General features: G+C 62.6%; 17 protein-coding genes and 2 pseudogenes. 11 read left to right on the forward strand and 8 right to left on the reverse strand.

The features are described 5' to 3' along the window. Nucleotides 1-259 precede the first annotated feature (259 nt). The 4 genes from ACCD06_RS19145 to ACCD06_RS19160 all read left to right on the forward strand — a co-directional run bounded on the left by ACCD06_RS19145 (nucleotide 260) and on the right by ACCD06_RS19160 (nucleotide 2,123). The gene (locus ACCD06_RS19145; RefSeq protein WP_413342635.1) at nucleotides 260-454 is read left to right on the forward strand and encodes a hypothetical protein; all 195 of its coding nucleotides are present in this window, start codon (nucleotides 260-262) and stop codon (nucleotides 452-454) included. Between the two features lie 153 nt (nucleotides 455-607). Beyond that, nucleotides 608-1,045 carry an EamA family transporter gene (locus ACCD06_RS19150; RefSeq protein WP_109049277.1) on the forward strand — a complete coding sequence of 146 codons (438 nt, stop codon included), beginning with the start codon at nucleotides 608-610 and terminating at the stop codon, nucleotides 1,043-1,045. Between the two features lie 438 nt (nucleotides 1,046-1,483). Beyond that, complete coding sequence (locus tag ACCD06_RS19155; protein WP_109074831.1) at nucleotides 1,484-1,726, forward strand: DUF4167 domain-containing protein; 243 nt, start codon at nucleotides 1,484-1,486, stop codon at nucleotides 1,724-1,726. A gap of 13 nt (nucleotides 1,727-1,739) precedes the next feature. Next, the gene (locus tag ACCD06_RS19160) at nucleotides 1,740-2,123 is read left to right on the forward strand and encodes a hypothetical protein (RefSeq protein ID WP_413342638.1); all 384 of its coding nucleotides are present in this window, start codon (nucleotides 1,740-1,742) and stop codon (nucleotides 2,121-2,123) included. A gap of 28 nt (nucleotides 2,124-2,151) precedes the next feature. On the opposite strand, the gene ACCD06_RS19165 is transcribed toward ACCD06_RS19160, so the two are convergent. Then, a complete protein-coding gene (locus ACCD06_RS19165) occupies nucleotides 2,152-2,370 on the reverse strand; it encodes a DedA family protein (RefSeq protein WP_413342640.1) in 219 nt (72 codons plus the stop codon). A gap of 140 nt (nucleotides 2,371-2,510) precedes the next feature. Here ACCD06_RS19165 and ACCD06_RS19170 point away from each other — a divergent pair, with 140 nt between their 5' ends. The 5 genes from ACCD06_RS19170 to ACCD06_RS19190 all read left to right on the forward strand — a co-directional run bounded on the left by ACCD06_RS19170 (nucleotide 2,511) and on the right by ACCD06_RS19190 (nucleotide 7,809). Continuing rightward, nucleotides 2,511-3,242, forward strand: coding sequence for a phosphatase PAP2 family protein (locus ACCD06_RS19170; protein WP_413342642.1), 732 nt, complete (start codon nucleotides 2,511-2,513; stop codon nucleotides 3,240-3,242). A gap of 680 nt (nucleotides 3,243-3,922) precedes the next feature. Then, nucleotides 3,923-4,483 carry a recombinase family protein gene (locus ACCD06_RS19175; RefSeq protein WP_413342644.1) on the forward strand — a complete coding sequence of 187 codons (561 nt, stop codon included), beginning with the start codon at nucleotides 3,923-3,925 and terminating at the stop codon, nucleotides 4,481-4,483. Nucleotides 4,484-4,493: 10 nt separating this feature from the next. After that, complete coding sequence (locus ACCD06_RS19180; protein WP_413342901.1) at nucleotides 4,494-6,128, forward strand: IS481 family transposase; 1,635 nt, start codon at nucleotides 4,494-4,496, stop codon at nucleotides 6,126-6,128. Continuing rightward, nucleotides 6,122-7,093: an ExeA family protein gene (locus ACCD06_RS19185; protein ID WP_413342646.1), complete on the forward strand. Its 972-nt coding sequence runs from the start codon at nucleotides 6,122-6,124 to the stop codon at nucleotides 7,091-7,093. The genes ACCD06_RS19180 and ACCD06_RS19185 overlap by 7 nt, the downstream gene beginning before the upstream one ends. Before the next feature lie 209 nt (nucleotides 7,094-7,302). After that, nucleotides 7,303-7,809: a Shedu anti-phage system protein SduA domain-containing protein gene (locus tag ACCD06_RS19190; protein ID WP_413342903.1), complete on the forward strand. Its 507-nt coding sequence runs from the start codon at nucleotides 7,303-7,305 to the stop codon at nucleotides 7,807-7,809. A gap of 71 nt (nucleotides 7,810-7,880) precedes the next feature. On the opposite strand, the gene ACCD06_RS19195 is transcribed toward ACCD06_RS19190, so the two are convergent. The 3 genes from ACCD06_RS19195 to ACCD06_RS19205 form a co-directional block, all read right to left on the reverse strand. Further along, entirely contained in the window at nucleotides 7,881-8,153 is a 273-nt protein-coding gene (locus ACCD06_RS19195; protein ID WP_413342650.1) for a hypothetical protein, read from the reverse strand. A 94-nt stretch (nucleotides 8,154-8,247) separates the two neighbouring features. Next, a complete protein-coding gene (locus ACCD06_RS19200; protein ID WP_413342652.1) occupies nucleotides 8,248-9,156 on the reverse strand; it encodes a hypothetical protein in 909 nt (302 codons plus the stop codon). Between the two features lie 77 nt (nucleotides 9,157-9,233). Continuing rightward, complete coding sequence (locus ACCD06_RS19205) at nucleotides 9,234-11,933, reverse strand: DEAD/DEAH box helicase (RefSeq protein ID WP_413342654.1); 2,700 nt, start codon at nucleotides 11,931-11,933, stop codon at nucleotides 9,234-9,236. A gap of 585 nt (nucleotides 11,934-12,518) precedes the next feature. On the opposite strand from ACCD06_RS19205, the pseudogene ACCD06_RS19210 reads away from it, so the two are divergent. Further along, a pseudogene (locus ACCD06_RS19210) lies at nucleotides 12,519-12,629 on the forward strand (IS5/IS1182 family transposase); the annotation flags it as partial. Between the two features lie 673 nt (nucleotides 12,630-13,302). Here the strand turns inward: ACCD06_RS19210 and ACCD06_RS19215 are convergent. After that, nucleotides 13,303-14,325, reverse strand: coding sequence for a diguanylate cyclase domain-containing protein (locus tag ACCD06_RS19215; RefSeq protein ID WP_413342656.1), 1,023 nt, complete (start codon nucleotides 14,323-14,325; stop codon nucleotides 13,303-13,305). A 611-nt stretch (nucleotides 14,326-14,936) separates the two neighbouring features. Between ACCD06_RS19215 and ACCD06_RS19220 the strand changes: the two genes are divergently transcribed. Next, nucleotides 14,937-15,314, forward strand: coding sequence for a response regulator (locus tag ACCD06_RS19220; protein WP_413342658.1), 378 nt, complete (start codon nucleotides 14,937-14,939; stop codon nucleotides 15,312-15,314). A gap of 132 nt (nucleotides 15,315-15,446) precedes the next feature. Here ACCD06_RS19220 and ACCD06_RS19225 read toward each other — a convergent pair. From ACCD06_RS19225 to ACCD06_RS19235, 3 genes and pseudogenes are all read right to left on the reverse strand, one after another. Continuing rightward, nucleotides 15,447-16,410, reverse strand: a pseudogene (locus ACCD06_RS19225) (IS5 family transposase). Between the two features lie 341 nt (nucleotides 16,411-16,751). Continuing rightward, on the reverse strand, nucleotides 16,752-20,357 hold the full coding sequence (locus ACCD06_RS19230) for a PAS domain-containing protein (RefSeq protein WP_413342660.1): 3,606 nt from the start codon (nucleotides 20,355-20,357) through the stop codon (nucleotides 16,752-16,754). A 155-nt stretch (nucleotides 20,358-20,512) separates the two neighbouring features. After that, on the reverse strand, nucleotides 20,513-20,884 hold the full coding sequence (locus tag ACCD06_RS19235; protein WP_413342662.1) for a response regulator: 372 nt from the start codon (nucleotides 20,882-20,884) through the stop codon (nucleotides 20,513-20,515). Nucleotides 20,885-20,988 lie beyond the last annotated feature (104 nt).

Below are 20,988 nucleotides of genomic sequence, written 5' to 3' on the forward strand. Positions count from 1 at the left end.
CCATGCGTTCAAGGCCATGATTCAGAATGTGGAATTCAGCCTGGATGGCCGTCACACCGGCAACAAATCTCGCTGAGAGACGCTTGGAACTCGCTGTCCCGGAGTAAGAGAAGGCGAATAATTCAAGCGTCCATGAACGGATTTTCACCTTACTAAAACTTAATGTTTCGATGGGTTGTAAGTTATGGAAGTTTTAGGAGCCGGAGCACCACAGTTCCTGGGACATGCAGCTGTGCGTGACATTTCTGGAGAACAGATCATGTCAATTGGCTATATTGGTTCAAGCTCGCTTCCTTTTTCGGCGCCGCCGGTGCAGGTTGCGGCGAAAGGTCCGTCTCTCAAGCTGGACAAGGACGGAGACTACGACAATGGGGCTCCGGAAAAGGGCGCAGCGAGCGCGCCTGCGCTTCCCGCGGATCCCAACCGCGGTCGTACTCTGAACATCACCGCCTGACCGGGGGCCGACCGGCTGTCTTCCCATTCCCCAGGGGGCCGGCCGGCTCTTCGATTTTCCCGCAGGGGCAGACAGAACTGGACCTGGATAAAAACATGCAGGACGAGAGCCGACCGGGGTCGGACTCCCCATCATGAATCGGAGACTATGCAGATGAAAACCCTGCTGTCGGCTTGGTCGTTCTGGGCATTGCTTTCCGCCGCCTTCGCGGCCCTGACGGCGATCTTCGCGAAGATCGGGATCGAGAACGTTAATTCGGACTTCGCCACCTTCATCCGCACCATTGTCATCCTGCTCACCCTCGGCGCGATCCTGCTCGGCACAGGTCAGTTTCAGGCGCTGGATTCGGTGGCGCCCCGGACCTACGCCTTCTTGGTGTTGTCCGGGCTGGCCACTGGCGGCTCCTGGCTGTGCTACTTCCGCGCCCTGAAGCTTGGCAGCGCCTCCCAAGTAGCGCCCATCGATAAGATGAGCGTTGTGATGGTGGCAGTCTTCGGTGTCCTGTTCCTCGGCGAGAAGCTGTCCACTCCCAATTGGGCCGGGGTCGTACTGATCGCCGCCGGCGCACTGCTCGTCGCCTACAAGCCCTAAGCGCGCCGCTTACCTGGGTTTTCCGCTCCGTTGCTGACACTGTTGGCGAATTCCACGGGTGCCGTCTCAGTATGGGTACGGCGGCTGTTGAGTGTGTATCAGTATGGGGTTTCGACGCCGATCGCCACAATAACTTGCTGAAAGTATGAGGTCCCTTGGGGGGCCTGCCAGCGTGCTGTTTCACACCAAGCGGCCCTGCTGCCCGGCAGCTGTCGCGAAAAGGGCGTTTGGCCATCTCGCCGGCGCCGACAGCGCCGATCAGGCTACTGGCTACCGGCCCCGCCGAACGGTCGCTTCCCCGATGTCAGGCAGCACGCCGGCAGCCGTCGGCGCCACTGCGACACCGGAAAATTCCTGCGCATCGTGGCCTTGCGCGGCGTAGACTCTGTCAGGCCGAAGAATGACCCTCCACTCTATCCAAGGAAGTCAGTAAGCCTCATGCCACCCTCCAGGCCCCGCGTCCCAGTGCCGCGACCGGATTTCATCAAACCTCGCCCACCTACTGCCACCTCGACCGGGGTTCGACCAGCACCCGCCCGTGTGAACGGATCAGCGCTTCAGAAGCAGGCTCAGTGGCTTGCCCGCGCGGCCGATGCCGAACGCACCGGAGACGGCGTCGAGGCTGAACTGTGTCGGCAGTATGCTGAGCACTGGTTCCGCGTATCGCGGGGAGAGGACTGAGGGAGATGAGCTGGTGAGTGACACGACCTTGACGCCGCGGGAGCGGGCTCTGATCCGCAACGAATTCATGGTGCGCTTTGGGCAGGCACCGCGGCTGGAGAGCGGCATCCTGGTGAAGCGGTGGGCCACCGGGCCGAACAAGGGGCAGCCAAAGCCGGGAACGGTCATTCAGGGGATGCTGGACCGTGGGCTGCTGGAGTTGCGGGATGACGGTGGCCATTGGCTGCGGGCTCGGTTTACCGAGGCCGGCCTCGCTGCCTTACGGCACATGGCCGAGGATGCGCGCGCCCTGCCTCCGGGCGAATACCAACATGTTCTGGACGAACTCGGAAGCGGCCGACGGGGAGATCACACCGACGCATCGACGGCCATCCCGGGTTCGAAATCTGTGGTGTAAAGGAAGTTGAGCGCGGCCAAGCCTACGTTCACGCCGCGTTCCGACATCCCGGACAATCTGCGCATTCGACTTTGATGGACTCGATCTGCAGTTGCGCAGCTGTTCCAGCGAGAACGGCTCCGGCGATGAGCACCGCCTCGCCCGGTACGGGCAGTCCTGTGCTTTCAAGCGCGACAATGCCTGCGATCAGCCAGTAGCCGTAGGTCGCTACGAGATCGGCAATTGGGCCATGGGTCAGAAACATCATAGGATCGGCTTGGATCTTTGGGAAATGTCGGATGGGGCACCGGCGCGGTCATCGCAACGGGGCTCGGGCACAACAATCGCGGTGGTGCGTTGTTGTTGCATCGGCAGTCCAGCGATCACACCGAAGATTAGTCCGCCACGATGCGCAACATGGGCATACCAACCAGCCTGCGGCAGAGTCTCGCCCGACCCGAGGTGAGGTTGCTGCTGGCGTTGCTGGGTGTGGCGGGTGGCACCCTCGCCGTCCTCTGGCTAGGCGGCGAAGCCTTGGAAGGCGACACCCGCGCCTTCGATCGGACGATACTGCTGTCCATGCGGGTTCCGGGCAATCCGGCCGACCCGATTGGACCCGGCTGGGTCGAACGAATGGCGCAGGACCTGACCAGTCTGGGCAGCATTACGGATCTGACCGTCGTCACGCTGCTGGTGATCGGCTTTCTTGTTGTGGCGCGCGCCCGCGGAGCAGCGGTGCTGCTCGCCGCCTCGGTCGGCGGCGGCATGCTGGTGAGCAGTGCCCTGAAGATGATGTTCGAACGCCCCCGACCCGACCTGGTGCCGCATCTGGCGCAAGTCGTCACGGCGAGCTTTCCGAGCGGCCACGCCATGCTATCGGCCGTCACCTACCTGACGCTCGGCGCTCTGCTCACCCGCCTGCAATTGGGTCGCCGGGCCAAGCGGTATGTCATGGCGGCGGCGGTCGGCCTGACCCTGGTCATCGGCATCAGTCGGGTCTATCTGGGTGTTCACTGGCCAACCGACGTCCTGGCAGGCTGGTGCATGGGGGCGGCTTGGGCGCTTCTGTGCTGGGCTATTGCCCGATGGCTGCAACGACGGGGCTCAGTCGAGCCACCCGGGAACGCGGAGGCCGAGTAGAACAAGGGCGGGCGACAACACGGTCAACCGCTCCTCCGGCCCCGTGACCTTCCGCATCCGTGTGCTAGAAGCCGGGCCCGATGCGGTCCGGTTCACCGTCGAGAATGTCAGCCCGATCGCCTTGTTCGTGATCATCCTGTTCGGACCGAGCGATCTTCAATCCTTCCATTCCTTGGAACGTCGATCATGGGACACGTGGGCCTATTACGGGGTGTTCCGGGTCGGGGTTGGGGCAGGCCGCCTCGCTGGCGGGCATGAGCGATCCTATGTGAATTGCGCCGTCGCTTTCTATCGATTACTGGCTGGAGTGCCGACCGACCGCGACCCGCCCGCAGCCCGTTGAATTCTATGACCTTTGATTCCACGGCGCGGTCCGGAGCTTCCGGCTCCTGTGCCGTCCGGTTCGATGGACGAACCTACGAGGGGGCCCGACGCGAGCAGCCCCCTCCCGGATCGGAATGCACCTCGTCCGCCGTTCGTGTCGCCGGAATTCGATCAGTCCGGGCACCCCTGATACCGCAGAGTTAAGGCAGGCAAACGGCCGTTTGCTTTACTCCACCTTCGTCGTCGCGGGCGCCTCGTCGTGTAGCCGCCGATGTGGTAAAGAAATCAGGTCAGTCTTTCATCGTCTGGTATCGAGCGCGCACCACGGGTTTCCTGCCCAGCTGGGGGCTTGGCCCATGTTGATCGGCTACGCACGGGTATCGACCGACGATCAGAACCTGCACCTTCAGCGGGATGCACTCGGCGCGGCTGGATGCGAGAGGATCTTCGAGGATCGCCGCAGCGGTGCCAGGACTGACCGTCCCGGTCTTGCCGCCGCGCTCGACGTGGTCCGCCGGGGCGACACGCTGGTCGTCTGGCGGCTCGATCGGCTGGGTCGGTCCCTGAAGGACCTCATCGAGCTGGCTGAGCGGCTCGATGCCGCCGGCGTCGGGCTGCGCAGCCTACACGACGCCATCGACACCGGGTCGAGCGGTGGACGGCTGGTCTTCCACATGTTCGGGGCCCTCGCTGAGTTCGAGCGCAACCTCGTGCGGGAACGCACCCAGGCCGGGCTCAGCGCGGCCAGGGCCCGTGGCCGGCTGGGCGGGCGCCGCAAGGTACTGGACCCTGACAAACGCCGGCTCGCCGTCGAGCTCTATCAGGAACGCAAGCACACGGTGATGGAGATTTGCCGGCTCATGGGGATCTCCAAGCCGACACTGTACGCCTACATCGAGGAGATGGCCGGTGAGTGACGGGCGGCGGATCCCGGCCGAGGCGCTGGTGCAGCTGCGCCGGCGGCTGGACACGCTGCCACCCCGTCATCCCGACCGTGCCGAGATCCTGCGGTCGGCCAGGGAACTCTACGGCGTGTCCCGCGCCACCCTTTACCGGGCTCTTCAACAATCCCTTCGGCCCAAGGCCCTTCGTCGGGCCGACCGGGGAAAGCCGCGGAAGATGCCTGCCACGGAGATGGAGCGCTATTGCGAGATCGTCGCCGCCCTGAAGCTGCGGACCACCAACAAGAAGGGCCGCCACCTGTCGACGGTGCAGGCGATACGGCTGATGGAGGAGCATGGGGTCGAGGCCCCGGAGGGCTTGGTGCAGCCGGCGCCGGGCACGCTGCACAAAACCACGGTCAACCGATATCTGCGTGCTTGGGGACTGGACTATGCCAGGGTGACCCGCGCGCCGGCGGCCGTGCGGTTTCAAGCCCGGCAGTCGAACGAGCTGTGGCAGTTCGACATGAGCCCGTCGGACCTGAAACACGTCAAGCAACCGCTCTGGATCGAGCCCGGCCGGGGAGCGCCTACCCTGATGCTGTTCAGCGTCGCCGACGATCGCAGCGGCACCGTCTACCAGGAGTACAGGTGCGTTTACGGCGAGGACGCGGAGTCGGCCCTGCGCTTTCTCTACAACGCCATGGCGCCCAAGCCAGAGGAGGACATGCCCTTCCAAGGCATCCCCGAGGCGATCTACATGGACAACGGCCCGGTCACCCGCTCGCGCGTGTTCCAGAACGTCATGGCCTGCCTGGGCGTCAAGGTGATGACCCACCTGCCGGCAGAGAGCGACGGCCGGCGCACCACCGCCCGGTCGAAGGGCAAGGTCGAGCGGCCGTTCCGCACCGTCAAGGACGTCCATGAGACGCTCTACCATTTCCATGAACCGCAGGACGAGGCGGAGGCGAATCTGTGGCTGCGCCGCTACCTCGTCCGCTACAACGCCCAGGATCACCGGTCGGAGCCGCACAGCCGCATTGAGGACTGGGTGCGGCACCTGCCGGAGAAGGGCTACCGCGAGATGTGCGCCTGGGATCGGTTCTGCGCCTTCGCGCGAGAGCCGGAACGACGCAAGGTCGGCATCGATACCCGCATCACCGTTGAAGGGGTAGTCTACGAGGTCGATCCGGACTTGGCCGGCGAGGAGGCGGTGCTCTGGTGGGGGTTGTTTGACCAGGAGCTCTATGTCGAGCACGGCGAGCGGCGGTATGGGCCCTACGGCCCGGTCTGTGGCCCCATCCCGCTGCACAAGTACCGCAAGCATCAGAAGACCAGAGCCGAGGAGCGGGCCGACCGGGTGGCTGAACTGGCGGAGCGCATCGGCCTGCCGCGCGCTGCCCTGGACGGCGGGACCTCGCCCCTGCTACCCCCCGTCACGGCACCGGCTCCCAAGGTGGCCTTCGCCGATCCGGACCCCTACCGCACCTTGACCTTTCCCGACATCATCGCGGCCAAGCGCGCGATTGCCGGGGAGATCGGCTTGGCGTTGGCGAAGCTGCCGGTTGAGGACCGGACCTGGATCGACGCGCTGGTGCGGGAGACCTTGGCCAAGGATGAGGTGCTGACGAAGGTGCGGGCGTACTTCAGGCAGCGGACGGGAGGGGGCGGGGCATGCTGACGGAAGTCATGGAGCATTTCAAATTGGAGCGGGACCTGCTGATGGCCGGGTATTACGAGACTGACCATCACCGCCAGCTCATCAAGGACGTGAAAGCGTCCATCCTGGCGGGACGCTTGGTGGCGGTCGCCGGCGTCGTCGGCAGCGGCAAGACAGTGCTGCTTCGCCGCATTCAGGACGAACTGACCCGCGACGGGCGCGTTACGGTGTCGAAGAGTCTGTCGGTGGACAAGGACCGCACCACCATCCCCACCCTCATCACCGCGCTGTTCCATGACCTCTCTCCAGACAAGGATCCGAAGATCCCGACCCTGGGCGAGAAGCGGGAGCGCGAACTGCAACAACTCGTACGGCGCGGCCGTAAGCCGGTGGCCCTGTTCGTGGACGAAGCGCACGATCTGCACGGCAAGACACTGATCGGTCTGAAGCGGCTGATGGAGGTGGTGGCCGATGGCGGCGGCATGCTCTCCGTCGTGCTGGTGGGGCACCCCAAGCTCCGGAACGACCTTCGGCGTCCGACCATGGAGGAGATCGGCTACCGGTCGGTGGTGTTCGAGTTCGACGGCATGGCAGGCAACCAGCTTGCCTACATCCGCTGGCTTCTCGCACGCTGTGCCGGCGAGGGCATCGACATTGACGAGCTGATCGAGACGGCGGCCGTGGAGTTGCTGGCCAAGCGGCTAAAGACCCCGCTCCAGATCGTGCAGCACCTGACCCTTGCGTTCGAGGAAGCGTACCGGATCGGAGACCGGCCGGTCACGGCCCAGGTGGTCGAGAGCATCTTGTCACGTCAGCTCGATGATCTGGAACCGCGGCTGACCCGCCATGGCTACAGCGTACGCTCCCTGGCCGACCAGTTCAGCGTCAAGCCGGCGGAGATCCGTCAGTTCCTGCGAGGTGAGCTGAGCGGTGTCCGGGCGCAGGAATTGACCCAGCAGATGCAGGCGGCCGGACTTCCGCTCTGACCGATCTTGTCTCACGGATTGTGGGCCGGAGCCCATGATCTCGGGTCGGTCTCAAACACTGCGGGCCCTGTCTCACCGAATGTGGGCCTGAGCCTGCGTCCCGTCTCAGCCAATCCGGTCCCGGAATCGCTTAGAATCTCGGGTCCGGTCGCCGATGATCTCGGGCCCCTACAGTTAGCGCCCCGGTTCTCGACAGCTTCGATGCGCTTATACAAAACGATCCGAGCAACGAGCCAGCGTTTCAAGTTTTCCTCACCGCTCATCCCCAGATCCTCGATCCGCTCGCGATTCGGGTGTGGCCGCAACCCAACCTGTTCGGCTTCAAGGAGCCCGATTATATAGTTCAAAGGGCCGATGGGACTTACATGGTTGTCGAGATTGAATGTCCCGCCAAGGGGCTGGTCACAACTGGCGGGCACCTCACTGCTGATGTCACCCATGCCGAATCTCAAGCAGCAGACTATCGCCGATATCTAATCAAACATTTCTCAGAAATGGAAAAGCATTTTATAGAATTTCAGGAGCCCGACTGTCTAGTTGTGATTGGCCTTGAACGAACCCTTAAAAAGAGCCAGAAGCAGGCGCTTAGCGACGCAAACAATAACCGAAACCATATACGCATTGTAGGGTTTGACTGGCTGCTCAATCGCGCTCGAGCTATCGCACACAATATTACTCAGCCAACCGTTGAGTTAATCTCACTGAGGGCGACCTAATAAATTGGAATATTACCGAGCATATACATTGTAATCTTCCTTTTTTGCCCCATTAGCTTGATAAATTCATGCTAAGGATCAACAGACGCCATGATGCTTACAAAGAAATTTTGGTAGAACCCGAGAAAATGCAGGCCAGATCGCCGATGACCATTTTTGGACAGTTCGGCTTCTGACCCAACGCGGTCACTCAAATTCGGTGATGCGAATGTCCGCTTCTGGCGCAAAGCAGACGATTTCACCGCTTGGTAGGAGACAAAGGCGGCCGACATTCCAACCCAGACTTGAACCTGCGAACCTACCCGGGCCAGATCGCCGGTTGGTCCCTCGACCAGTCCGCTCACTAGAGCGATCCTGGAGGCCAACCTCGCGGTGCCACCTCTGTTGCGATGGGCGATCGCATCGGATGCACCGCCACCGGCCGCCTCGACACCACGGTCACGGCTCGTAGATGTCCGCGGGGTCCCACACGGCCCCTCGTTTGCGGCGTCGGGGGCGCTGATCGGCCTGCGGCGCCGCAGGTGCCCCCGATGCCGCTGGCACCTCCTTGGCCTTCCTGCGCGACCTAACCTTCTTGGCGGCGTCCTGCGGTGACACCGCGTCCGAAACCGCCATTGCCGGCGCACCACTGTCCCGGCGCCGCCTCGTCGCACGCGGCTTGGACGCCGACGCATCTCCGCCCAGCGGTGGCAGGCTTTCCCCTCCAGCCATGTCGAGGCCAAAAAGCACCGAAAGATCCTCATCCGCAAGAATGTTCGCAGCCACAGGCTCGACGCTGGTCAAGGGCACTGCCGGATCCACGCTGGCCAGCAGGTCCTTCTCGTCCACATCACGCAGCCGGAACAAAAGCTCGGGCGTTTCATCCAGCCGCGCCCCGACGCCATAGAGGGTCGCCGCGACGTGCTTACACATCCACGCCGCGTCAGGGCAAGTGCACGAGAACCGGATTTCCGAGGGCGTGGGGAACAGCCCAGTTTCCTGACGGCAGATCCGCTCCATCACCGCTTTGGAAAACCGCCCCTGGAGCAATTCGACCAGGGTGTCGATCCCGCCGGCGCATCCCTGGCACAGTGACCGCCACCGGGCTTCCGGCAGTGTCGTGATGCTGATGGTGACCGTGTAGATCTTCGAGCCGCTGACCATCGCCTTCACCTGCCGTGGCGCGATCTGCAGATCAACCACCGAGCCGTTGCGCACATAGGTGCGGCCGCGAAGCAGGCGATTCTCGTAGTCGCGATAGCTCTCCAGGTTATCGCACCACGCCTTGCCCCAGAAGGTCCGGGCGATGGTGCGCCCCTCGATCCGCACCGGTGAAACCGGATGCCCCTTCTTGCGCAGTTTTGCCATCTCGCGCTCCGCCCGTCGACGGCGTTCGGCGACCGGGACATACGGCGCCCATCCTCCATACCCATATCCCATCGGCGTCACTCCCTCGTCGCGGCGTTCAGATCAAGGGCCACCAGCCGCAGCAGGTCCTCATTTGCCATCTCGGTAAGAACGATCTCGTCCGAGCCAGCGAGGAGATCATCCGACAGCCGCTTCTTCGATTCGATCAAGGCCTCGATCCGCTCCTCGACCGTGCCCTGGCAGACGAACTTGTGGACCAGCACGTTCTTCTTTTGGCCAATGCGGAAGGCCCGGTCGGTCGCCTGGTTCTCCACCGCCGGGTTCCACCAGCGGTCGAAATGCACGACGTGCGATGCCGCCGTCAGCGTTAGGCCCGAACCGCCGGCCTTTAGCGACAGGATGAAGAATGGGATCGTCTCGTCCTTCTGAAAGGTGTCGACCAGCGCCTTGCGGTTCTTCACCGCCGTATCGCCGTGCAGCACCAGTCCGGGTCGCCCGAACACCCCGCCCAGGAACGACGCCAGCGGCGCCGTCACCTCGCGGAACTGGGTGAACACCAGCATCTTCTCCTGGCGGGCTGCCACCACCGAAGCGATCTCCCGCAGGCGGGCCCATTTGCCGCTGTCCTCCTCGGCCCAGGCGTTGTCGCCGAGCCACTGCGAGGGATGGTTGCAGATCTGCTTGAGCCGCATCAGCGTCGTCAGCACGACGCCTTTGCGCTGGATGCCCTCGGCCTCCTGCAGCGCGTCCGCCAAGTCGGAGACTGTCTGAGCGTAAAGAGCAGCCTGCTTACGGCTGAGCGCGCAGTAGGCGGAAACCTCCGTCTTGTCGGGCAGGTCAGCGATGACGGAGCGGTCCGTCTTCATGCGCCGCAGAATGTAGGGGCGCACCAGCTCCCGCAGGGGGCCATAGGGATTGCGCGCCCGTTCGGCCAGGGTTTTTGTGTAGCTCTTGAACTGCTTGGCCGTTCCCAGCAGGCCCGGATTGATGACGTCGAAGATCGACCACAGATCGCCGAGATGGTTCTCGACCGGCGTGCCGGTCAGCGCGATGCGCGCCCCCGCTTTGAGAGCCTTGGCCGCCTTGGTCTGCTTGGCGGTCGGGTTCTTAATCGCCTGCGCCTCGTCCAGTACGACGAGACGCCAGTTCGTCCCGGCCAGTGCCGGCACGCGCAGCAGAGTGCCATAGCTGGTGATTACCAAGTCAATCCCTGCGAACTCATCTGGCGTTATCTGCCTGACCTGATCCGCCGGCATTGCGGACGGGTGGACAATCTTCGCCCTCAGGCTGGGCGCGAAACGCTCGATCTCCGCGGCCCAGTTGGCGAGCAGGGACGCCGGCGCCACCAGGAGACTTGGCTGGTCCTCGGCGTGCTGTTGGCGCTGGACCAGCAGTAGGGAGAGAACCTGGATTGTCTTTCCGAGCCCCATGTCATCGGCAAGACAGGCGCCCAGCCCAAGCCCGGAGAGCAGGTGTAGCCACTGCACGCCGGCTCTCTGATACGGGCGCAGCTTCCCCTGCAAAGCCGGCCCAGGGTTGATGCCCGCACCGTCCGGTGTGCGCAATGCCCGCAGCGTCTCGGCCAACCAAGGACCGGCGACCACGCGCGCCCAATCGGACGCCGCGGCATCCGGTTCTGCGCTGCTGAGCGTCGCCCCGGCGAGGAGACGCATGGCCTCGGCGAAGGTCAGCCCGTCGCGATCGGCTAGCGCCTGTGCGTCACGGAACTGCTGCATCGCACGCTGGAGGCGGTGGCGATCGATCTCCACCCATTGGCCGCGTAGCAGCACCAGCGTGTCGGTTCCGGCCAGAAGCCCGGTGATTTCCTCGTCGGTCAGAGGCTCCCCATCCAGCGTCACCTCCATGCGGAAATCGAGCAGTCCGTCGAGCCCGACTGCAGAGGGCGGGCGGGTGCCTACGGCCGCCGAGACCTGCGGGCGTGCCGGACGATTGGCCCGCCAGGAGGCCGGCATGCGCACCACCACGCCGGCGACTTCCAGATCCGGCACGCTGGACAGGAACCGTGCGGCATCCGCCGGGCTCCAGCGCAGCGGGTGGAAGATCTCTCCCGCATCGACCATTGCTTTCAGCCAGCGGCAGCGCTCGGCGGCGCGCTGCACGGGCAGAAGCAGCGAGAGCAACTTGTCCCGGTTTGCTGGGCCGGCGTAGTCGCGCAAGGCTTGGCCGAGCGGCACATGCTGGGTCTTGCCATGAGCCGACAGGCGTGTGGTGTAAGTGGCTAGAAAGGCGAAGGGCCGCTCAGGGTCGCGCCGGTTCTCCGCCAGATTGAAATGCACCCGCCCGACTAGGTTCCAGACGGGGTTCATCTCCTTGAGGAACGTCTGGAGATCAGCCCCGGAGCCGACCACCGAGGCCGCAAATGCCGCTGCCGTCTCGTCCCAGAGCGCCCGCAGCAGATCCGCATCGAGATACTCCGCGCCGGGCATCATAGGCGCGGTCAGGACGAGCGTCGCGATCTCGTGGTCTACGGGTGGCGGCAACGCCGGTAAGACGCAAGATGATGCCTCGGCCACGCTGGAGGAGTGCAGACACAGCGCCCCCACATAGCGTGCCGCGAAGTCGCGCCACCAGACGAAAACTGGGGGCAATGGATGGCCGACTTCGCCCGCCCCGAGTTGCATGAGGCCATACCCCGTCCCCCGGCCGAAGGCGTCGGCAAGCCGGTGGGCCATGGCTTCCTCCAAAAGGGGTGCATCCTCCGCCGCTTCGAGCAGCAGGTGCCCGTGAGGCGTCAGGCGCAGACCGAGACGTGGCATGGCTGGGATAAGGTCCTTGTGTTGACTGCGGTATTCTCGTTATCGCGATGACGAAGTATGGGAGCCCCGGACCTCGCGATGCTCCGCAACACTGACGACGGTGTGGGTGGACAGCGCCAGCGGACAGGGCACCGGTCTTAGCATCAGCTGCATGTTGCCCCTACGATCGCCCCCGCTCCTCCGCCAGAACGCTGAATTCAGTGTAGGGCAGGTGGACGAGATTTGGGAGATGCCCTCACGCTAAACCTGACCAACTGTGTCATGGAGCCGCGCGGCCTGTGGCTGCGTGCGGCGGAATGCTGTTGCTCTCCTTCACTTTGCAGGGCATCTGGTTCTCGGCTTCAGCGGGTGGGGCGCCCGTTACCGTTGGCGAGGAAGGGCCGCAGTCGCTTTCTCCTGAGGATCTTCACTAAGATTTACAGCGTCAAATGCCCTTGATCGCGTGACCCAAAGCCTTTGGGACGTCTGCCACGTCCAATGGAATCAACGGGCTGCCAGCCAGGGAAAACTTGAATTGCAAATTGGTCAGCGCCACAGGGTCATCCAGTCTGCCTGCCCATTTCAGCCGACCGCTATTCTTGCTTGTCCTTTCCCCGCCGCACCGATCGTGCCTCAAGACGTGAGGCCAATGCCGCCTGCGCCGTCATCAATTGGCTGACCAGCCTCGGTATGCCGACCTCCCGCAAGGCCGCCTGATCTCCATCGCTTCCGAACAAAACCCGCCTTCAGGCCGAGTTCTGCAACAAAGTCCGCTCCAGCCCCAGTTGATCATAGCACACAGTGTCAAAAATCTCCGCGACCACCCTCTGCACCGAGAGTTTACAGCCATGTTGGACTGTTACTGTCCTGCAGCGACAAGCACGGTACGGGGGATGTATGAGGAAGGGAATGCGCTTCAGGCCCCTCCTCCAGCACCATAGCCATGAGCCGACGCTCCACCCGGATCAGATATTCTCGAGCCGCCAAGTCGTGACATTCCCGGCTGTGGCGGCGGACGGTCTGCACGGCACAGACGGCTGCAACGGCGGTAAACGGCTTCAGCATGCTCGCTTCCATTCAAAGTTCGAAGGCAGAGTATGTGCAACGACATCGTGGCCGCGAGTAGTTATTATATGTCCGAGTGAAATGTCACAACCATAGGTGAGTATAGCGGTATGCAGACCGCTGGCGCGGGCAACAGAACCGCGCGCAATGGCCATTCGCCCATTCCCTTTCGGGGATGACAGCGCCAAGCACTCCGCATCTCAGGCGGTTACCGTCAACAGGATTATCGTCCGGGCGCGGTGAGGCTCACCTGCGTCAATCCATATCCCAGATATCCTGATATATCACGTTTCCAGGACATAAGAGACCTCGTTGATGGCCCTGATCAACGGACCCGTACGATCGCGCGATTTCTTTTGATGCTGTACATCATCTGATCTGCAGCGTTGATCAGCACATCAATCTCAGTGCCGTCTTCCGGGAACATGGCAGTCCCGGCGCTGACACTCAGCGACAATGCAGCCGTTTCAAAGCAGAAGGGCAAACCCACCTCACCAGCGATCCTCTCAGCGACGAGCGATATGCGTGTGCGGTCGCCAGCCTCAGGCACCACGATCCCAAACTCATCCCCACCCAGGCGGGCAACCGTGTCGGTTGGACGCACAGCCCTGCAAATGCGTTCCGCCGTCTCACAAAGCGCGGCGTCGCCCACTCGATGGCCATAGGTATCGTTGATCCACTTCAAGCCGTCCATGTCCAGGATGATCAGACCGGCTTGGTTCGGCCGGTACTCCGGCGCGCCTAGGCACTGGCGCAGACGGTCACAGAACAGAGCCCGGTTGGCCAGCCCCGTCAAAGGATCATGGGTCGCGCGGTGATAGAGCTCATCCGTCTCATGCTTGACCGCTTGATACATGGCGCTGCCGACCATATCCGACATCAGTTCCAGCACCCGAACATCAGACGCTGTGAAGCCATTTGGGACTGCGGAGGCGACCTTGAGGACGCCGACAACAACCTCGTTGTGGCGAAGGGGCGCAACCACCATGGATCGAAGTCCGACCCTGCGGCAGGCCTCGCGATCAACACGAGGATCCGTTTCGGAGTCGTCACAGCACAGGATCTGATTGCTGGCGACACACAAGCCTGACAAGCTGCCCCGGCGTTGCAAGCGCAAGCCCAGCTGCGCTGCCGCCATACCGGACGCTGCGCGATAGACCATATCATCACCTTCCGCCAGCTCGACAATCGCGCCGCCGGCGTTGGTCAGGTGCTGGACCTGTGCCGCCACACAGGTGATGACGCCGCCGAGGTCCGGTCCAAGCCTGGCGATCTCCGTCTGTGCTTTGATGATTTCAAGGAGGACGGCTGGAGAAAGCTCAGCAGGCTGGCTGATCAACGACGACACCGGTCCCTCCCCACTTCCATCACCCGAGCCCTAAAGTCGATAGGCCGTATGAGGTTTACCCCGGTCGAATAGCCTTTTCCATGCGGACTTTCCAGTATGCGACTGGCATGTGACCAGAGGAGTAATGGGCAGGAGTGTAAGCAGCCTTTTTCCCGATTATGGACCCTGATTTCATGAAGAAATACACTTTCACGTTATGATAGTTTTAGCATATCGCCATTTTTCTGGACAAGCGGCAGTTATGATCAAAATATCAGTGTTTGTATATCTTCTCCGACGGAGATGTTTATGACGCGGAGCACTTTGCTTTATGGAAGCCAGCATTGTGAAGTCGATTGGCTGGACCGATACACTCCACCAAAGCCCGGTATGATTTTGCTTGAGCAACGCTGCACAGCGGACAGCAAGCGCATGATGTTTGTGTGGGGCTGGCGAACTCCACAGTCTTCCGCCGCCAATGAGATCGTATGTTGGTCCGAACCGAATGAGCCGACGGCTCGGGATAAGGTCGGCTACAGCACTGTTCTCAGCATAGAGGGGATTGCTGCTAGACGGGAACACATTAATACAATATCGAACTAAATTACATTTGTGTCAAATGGGTACGAGTGATGACGTACGGGACGCATATCCTTGTCGCAGAGGATGAGGACCTTGTTGCATTGGCTTTGGCAGAAGTCCTAGAAGCCGAAGGCTTTCGGGTCACCATCACTCATAACGGGCAAGAAGCCATTGCCACTGATGTGGCAGACCCAGCGGACCTGTTGGTAACTGATATGCGCATGCCCATCCTGGGTGGCCACGATGTCATCCGGGCACTGAGGGACAGACGTCCCAGCCTTCCAGTTATTGTACTGACCGGATACAGCGAATACCTTCCTAAGGAGGAGCCAGACCGACTGGTTGTGCTGCACAAGCCATTCTCTATGATCACGTTGGTCGGACAAGTTCAGGCCTTACTGTGCTCGCGCGCAGTCCAAGGCGTTTGAGATCGTTGCTTCTCCCGCAACTGGAGATACGGCGCTGATGCGACTTCGAACCAGCCTCACAAATCTGCAGCCGCGGCCGGCTTGTTGCACGGAGGCGGCGAGGACAAGAGATCACCCAAGCCGTGTTGGTGATCAGGGGATGCGGACGGAGTTCGGGCGTCCGAGGTCGAGCCTGCGGTTGAGGACCGCGACGCCAATGGCGACCTCGGTGGCCTGCGCCGCGTCACCGTGGAAGCGCAGCGCTTCGCCGAGGACGCCCTTCCAGCGCGCCATTTGACTTTCCACGCCGGCGCGCTTGTTGTAGCCGCTCGCCCGCTGCCACGCCATCCGGCCTTTCTCAGCAATGGTCTGGATGTGGCGGTCTCGCTGGGAAGGGGCGGTCTCGGCGGTGTCGCTCAGCACGGCGTCGCTGCGCGGCGGCGCCACGACCACAGCTTCGGGATGACGCTGCTGGACCGCCTCGTAAACCTGGGTCCGGTCATACGCGCCGTCTCCGGTCAGCGTGGCCAAGGGCTCGGTGATCTGATCGAGCAAGGGGGCGACCTGGGAGGCGTCATCGACACCACGGTCGGTCAGCGTGGCGGCGACAATCCGGCCGCTGCCGGCGTCCATTCCAATGTGCAGAGCGTGCCAGGAGCGCCGCCGCTTGGTACCGTGTTTCTCGATCAGCCATTCGCCCGGTCCACACAGCTTTAGCCCGGTGCTGTCCACCAGCAGATGAAGGGGCGCGCTGCTCGAGCGCGGTGGCGATAGCAGCGACACCGTCCGGGCGCGACGGGCGATGGTGGAATGATCAGGCACCGGCAGGTCCAGCCCGAGCAGGTGGAGGACGGAGCTGATCAGCCCCTCGGTCTGCCGCAACGCCAGACGGAACACTGCCCTCAGCATCAGCGCCGTGGCGATCACCAGATCCGAATAGCTCGCTTGTCCCCCGGGCGTGCGGCGCCGCTTTCCACTGCTCGTTCGCCTCGTCCGTTACCTAGACAGTGAGGTTGCCGCGCTGGCGCAGGGCAGCGTCATACTCGGCCCAGTTCGTCACTTTGCGTTGCAGCCGGGGAATGTGATGGCGACGAGCGGCATTGGCCTTGTACGGCATAGTGGGCGACCGGAACGGAGAAGGGGGCTCGACCTACGACACCGCTCCCATCCATGCAACATGCCAATCCGGGCATAAATGCGCAAAGTCCAGGTAAGTACCGACGCAGCTCGGCTACAGCAGCCCATTCACCGCTGCCTTCGAACGTCTGACGGATGGCAGACCGCTCCTCCTCACTCACAACAAACATTGCCTCTCCTTACCTCCCGGGAGCATTGTCTGTCGCGAAGCCCCTCCCTTCTACAGAGATTTAGGGCGTTCTGGGCACTGTCATCAACTGGCCACTTGGTTGATTTTGGCAGGTTTCTGGGCACCCCCGCATGACATCCATAAACAGCTTCTTACAGCATGCCGTCTTTTCTCGTACCGCCGAGCAGCTTTTCCAAAGCCACCGACAACTGGCCGGGCATAACCGGTTTGTGGATCACCTCCAACCCGTATCGCGCGATGTCCTGCGCGCATTCCGCTCCCGTCTCGCCGGTCAGGATGATGCCCGGGATCATCAGCCCCAGATGATTGCGCACGTCCCTGGTTGCCTCGCAGCCATTCCGTCCGGCCCGTAGGCGATAGTCTGCGACGATTACGTCGGGGCAGCGCCCGTCGTCGGCGATGATGGCCAGGGCCTGTTCCGACGAGCCGGAAATCAGGGTATCGTACCCCCATTCCTCCAGCAGGGTCCGCAGCGACATCAGGACGATGGTATCGTCATCGATCACGAGCGCAAGGCGGCCACGGCCGATCGGGCTGCGTGTCTGGTTGTCTTCGGTCACGTCCTCCGGCACCTCCGTGCCGGCGCTGACCGGTGCCTGGACAGAAAAAACGGATCCCTCTCCGAGCGTCGATCGGACCCTGACCTCATGGGCAAGGATGCGGGCCAGGCGCTGCACGATCGAAAGTCCCAGCCCAAGACCACGGCTGCGGTCCCGCTCGGGATTGCCGATTTGGTGGAACTCGTCGAAGATCATGGCGATCTGGTCTACAGGAATGCCGATGCCGGTGTCAGCGACGTCGATCCACGCGCTGTTCTTCTCAATCCGCCACGAAACCGTGATCCCCCCATGTTCGGTGTAACGGACCGCATTCTCGACGAGATTGCGGATGATCCGCCCAAGCATGGTGCGGTCGCTGCGGACGGCCACGCCACAGCACGACCCGTCAGACAAGACGGACAGCCCCTTGGTGGCGGCGAGCGGTCGATAGGAGTCGGTGATCTCCTGAATGAGCGTGTCCAGATCGAAGCTGGACAGCTGCGGCTTGGCGACCTCGGCATCCAGCCGGGAGACATCGAGCAGACTGTCCAGAAGAGACTTCATCGTCTCGGTTCCGCGCTCCAGCATGAGCAACATGTCCCTGCCACGGCCATCCTTCACATGTGCGTGCAGCGCGCCGCCGAACAGCGCCATCGACTGGAGCGGCTGGCGCAGGTCGTGGCTGGCGGCAGCCAGGAACTTCGACTTTGCCAAGCTCGCCCGCTCGGCTTCCTGCTTGGCAGAGCGCAGATCCTCTTCCATGCGCTTGCGCACCGTGATGTCGAGGCTGACCCCGGTCAACCGCAGTGGTGCACCCCTGTCGTCGCGAACGATCCGGCCGACGCCCATCAGCCACCGCTCGCCGTGCACAGGGTGAATGATTCGGTGCTCAATCCTGTACTCGTCGCTGGTCGAGGCCAGCACCGTGAGCACGGTATTCTGTACGTGGCTGCGGTCATCGGGGTGGACGAAGGGCAGCCACGCCTCATAGCTCGGCGTGAAATGCTCCGGCGACAGGCCGTGCAGCCTGTACATCCCTCCGCACCATGTCAGATCACCGCTCGGGATGTCCCAGTCCCACGTGCCCGCGGCGGCCGACGCCAACGCAAAATTTAGCCGCTCCTCACTGCGCCGCAGAGCCTCTTCGGCCGTCTTGCGGGCGGTGATGTCGAGGTACAGACCACTTGCCCGGATCGGCGTTCCATCGTCACCAAAAACGAAGCGGCCCAACACAGCTACCCAGACGCTACGACCGTCTGGCCGAAGCACGCGATGCTCAACGTCGTAGTGGGGATCCGCCTCGCGTACGATCCGCTCCCGTTCGGCCAGAACACGGTTGCGGTCTTCAGGATGGATCAGAGCAAACCAAGTTTCCAGCCGGATGCCTTCTCCGTTCGGTTCTACACCGAACAGTTGGTAGCTCTCCGCCGACCAGTGGATTGTGCCGGTCTGCAAATCGGTATCAAAGGTGCCAGCTCGGGCCGAGGCAAGAGCGAAGGCCAGGCGCTCCTCGCTCCGGCGCAGTGCTTCTTCCGCACGCTTAAGTTCGGAAATGTCATGGAAGATGCTGACGGCCATCACGATCTTCCCATCCGGATCCCTGACAGGCGCGGCGCTTACAGCGAAGGTTGTGATGGTACCGTCGCCGCGGCGGTAGCGCATCTCGCCATGTGCCTCCCTCTCGCCGAACAGCAGCGCGCGGGCCAACGGGTACTCGTCAGGTCGGTACGGGGAGCCGTCCGGGTGGACAGCGCCGTATGCTGCATAATCCTCAACGCTTTGCGCGAGGTGAACAGAGTGACCGATGAGGCGCTCGGCGGCCGAGTTGTGCAGAAGAAGGCGGCCATCGGGGGCGGCGACCGCGAACACCCCCGAGGGCAGGTGCTCGAGCACGCCTTTGAGCAGTGTTTGCTCGTTGGTCAGTTCCTTGGCCAGTTCCTCGCGTTCCTGTTCGGCCGCTTTTCGCGCCGAGACGTCCTGGAAGAAGATGGCCAAGCCGTCCTTGGAGGGAAAAGCGCGTGCGCTGTACCAGCGTCGGGACAACGGCCCTACGATCTCGAACTCACAGGCGCTCTGGGCATTCATAGCCTGCTGGGCGCGGGACCAGGCCTCGGTGCCGACCAACTCGGGATACGCTTCCCAGAACACCTGGCCAATCAGGTCGCCGTCACGTGCCAAGATGGATCTGGCGCGCTCGTTCACGAAGGTTACCCGCCAGTTACGGTCCACCTCGAGTACGGCGTCGGTCGTGCTCTCCAGCACCGTGGCCGTCCTCAGGGCGGTCCGAACCGACTGATCACGCAACTGGGCCACATGCCTCACAGCCCAAGCGGTCACCAGCACCGCCAAGCCGAGCAGACCGACGAACACCGCCAGCGTGCGCCACATGGCCTCCTCTACCGGCCGCATGGCGTGGTCCTTGCCTAAGCCGACCCAGACCATCAGGTCAGTCACATCTGCGCGAACCGGCGAGTACGCCACCACGCGCTTGATGCCGTCGTCCCCCACCACCTCAGCGATACTTCGCTGTGGGCCTTCCAACATGAAGCGGTATTGCTGGGGCAGTGTCTGACCGACCAACCCAGGCATCTCAGGTGCGCGGGCGAGGATTGTGCCATCCCGATCGGCTAGCACGATCACAGTGTCCGGCGGCAACGGCTTGCGGGACAGGTAGTCTTTCAGCCAGCGCAGGTCGAGCAGTGCGGTGAGCACTCCGGCAGATTGTCCGTCTGGACCCACGTAAGGGAGCCCGAAGGTGAAGATGGTGTCGCCAACACCCTGCGCAACGCTATAGCCGCCAATTGCGAAGGCACTGGTGGCGAGCGCCCGCTGCACATTGGGCCGATCGCCGATGAACGCGCCTAGGGTCTGCCTGTTGGTGCTGCATCGCACGATGCCCTGCCGGTCGGCAAACTGGATTATTAGGGCATCGGGCAGGTGTGGCTTCATGCGCTCGAAGCTCGCTTGGCAGTCTGGGGCGCCAAGTTCGGCGTCGCCGATCGACGCGACGGTGCCGAGAACATGCCGAACATCCTCGACCAAGCGATGCTGCTCGGTCACGACAAGATCGAGCAGGCGCGCCGCCTCTTGGCGGATCTCCACTTCCCGGGTGTCACGCAGATTCAACTGCGTGACGATCTCGAACACGAGCAGCGGAAGCACCGCCAAGGGAAGAAAATGGAAGAAGCGGCTGGGCATCACTCGCTCTATGGAGTTTATCCGATAGGGCAGTAAACACGAAAAATGCTGGCCATCCTATTCCTCACGCATGCCTAACCCTTCTTTTTGACTGTCAAGCGGGTGCGCGCAATATCCACAACACAGATTACGATTCGCCAAAAATCTGCAAGCATTCAGGAGTGAAGGGATGACAACACGTCAGCGACAACCCGGGTCAGCTCGGCTGCAGTGTAGGGTTTGGTGAGATAGCCGACCGGCTGGACGGACATGGCTTGTGTCCGCGTTGCGGTATCGGTCTGCGCCGTAATGAAAACGATCGGAATGCCGTAAAGCTCCTTCAATCGGACGGCCGTCTCTATTCCGTTCATCGGGCCGCGGATGTTGATGTCCATAAGCGCCATGTCGGTGGTGTGCTGCCCGGCGAGGTGCAAGGCGCGCTCCGCGGTTGCAGCGATGCCGACAACCTCGTGCCCTTGGCTGAGGAGAACGGTCTCGATGCCAAGGGCCACCAGCGCCTCATCCTCGACCACCAGAATTTTGCCCATGTCCGCCTATCATTCGGATCATCACCAACGCAGCCATCCGGGCATGTCCGCGATCCTGCATCGAAAAGGGATAAGTGGAGTGGCCCACCGTTGAATGCGACAAC

This window comes from Azospirillum sp. CT11-132, from assembly GCF_047302835.1.
Taxonomy (GTDB): domain Bacteria; phylum Pseudomonadota; class Alphaproteobacteria; order Azospirillales; family Azospirillaceae; genus Azospirillum.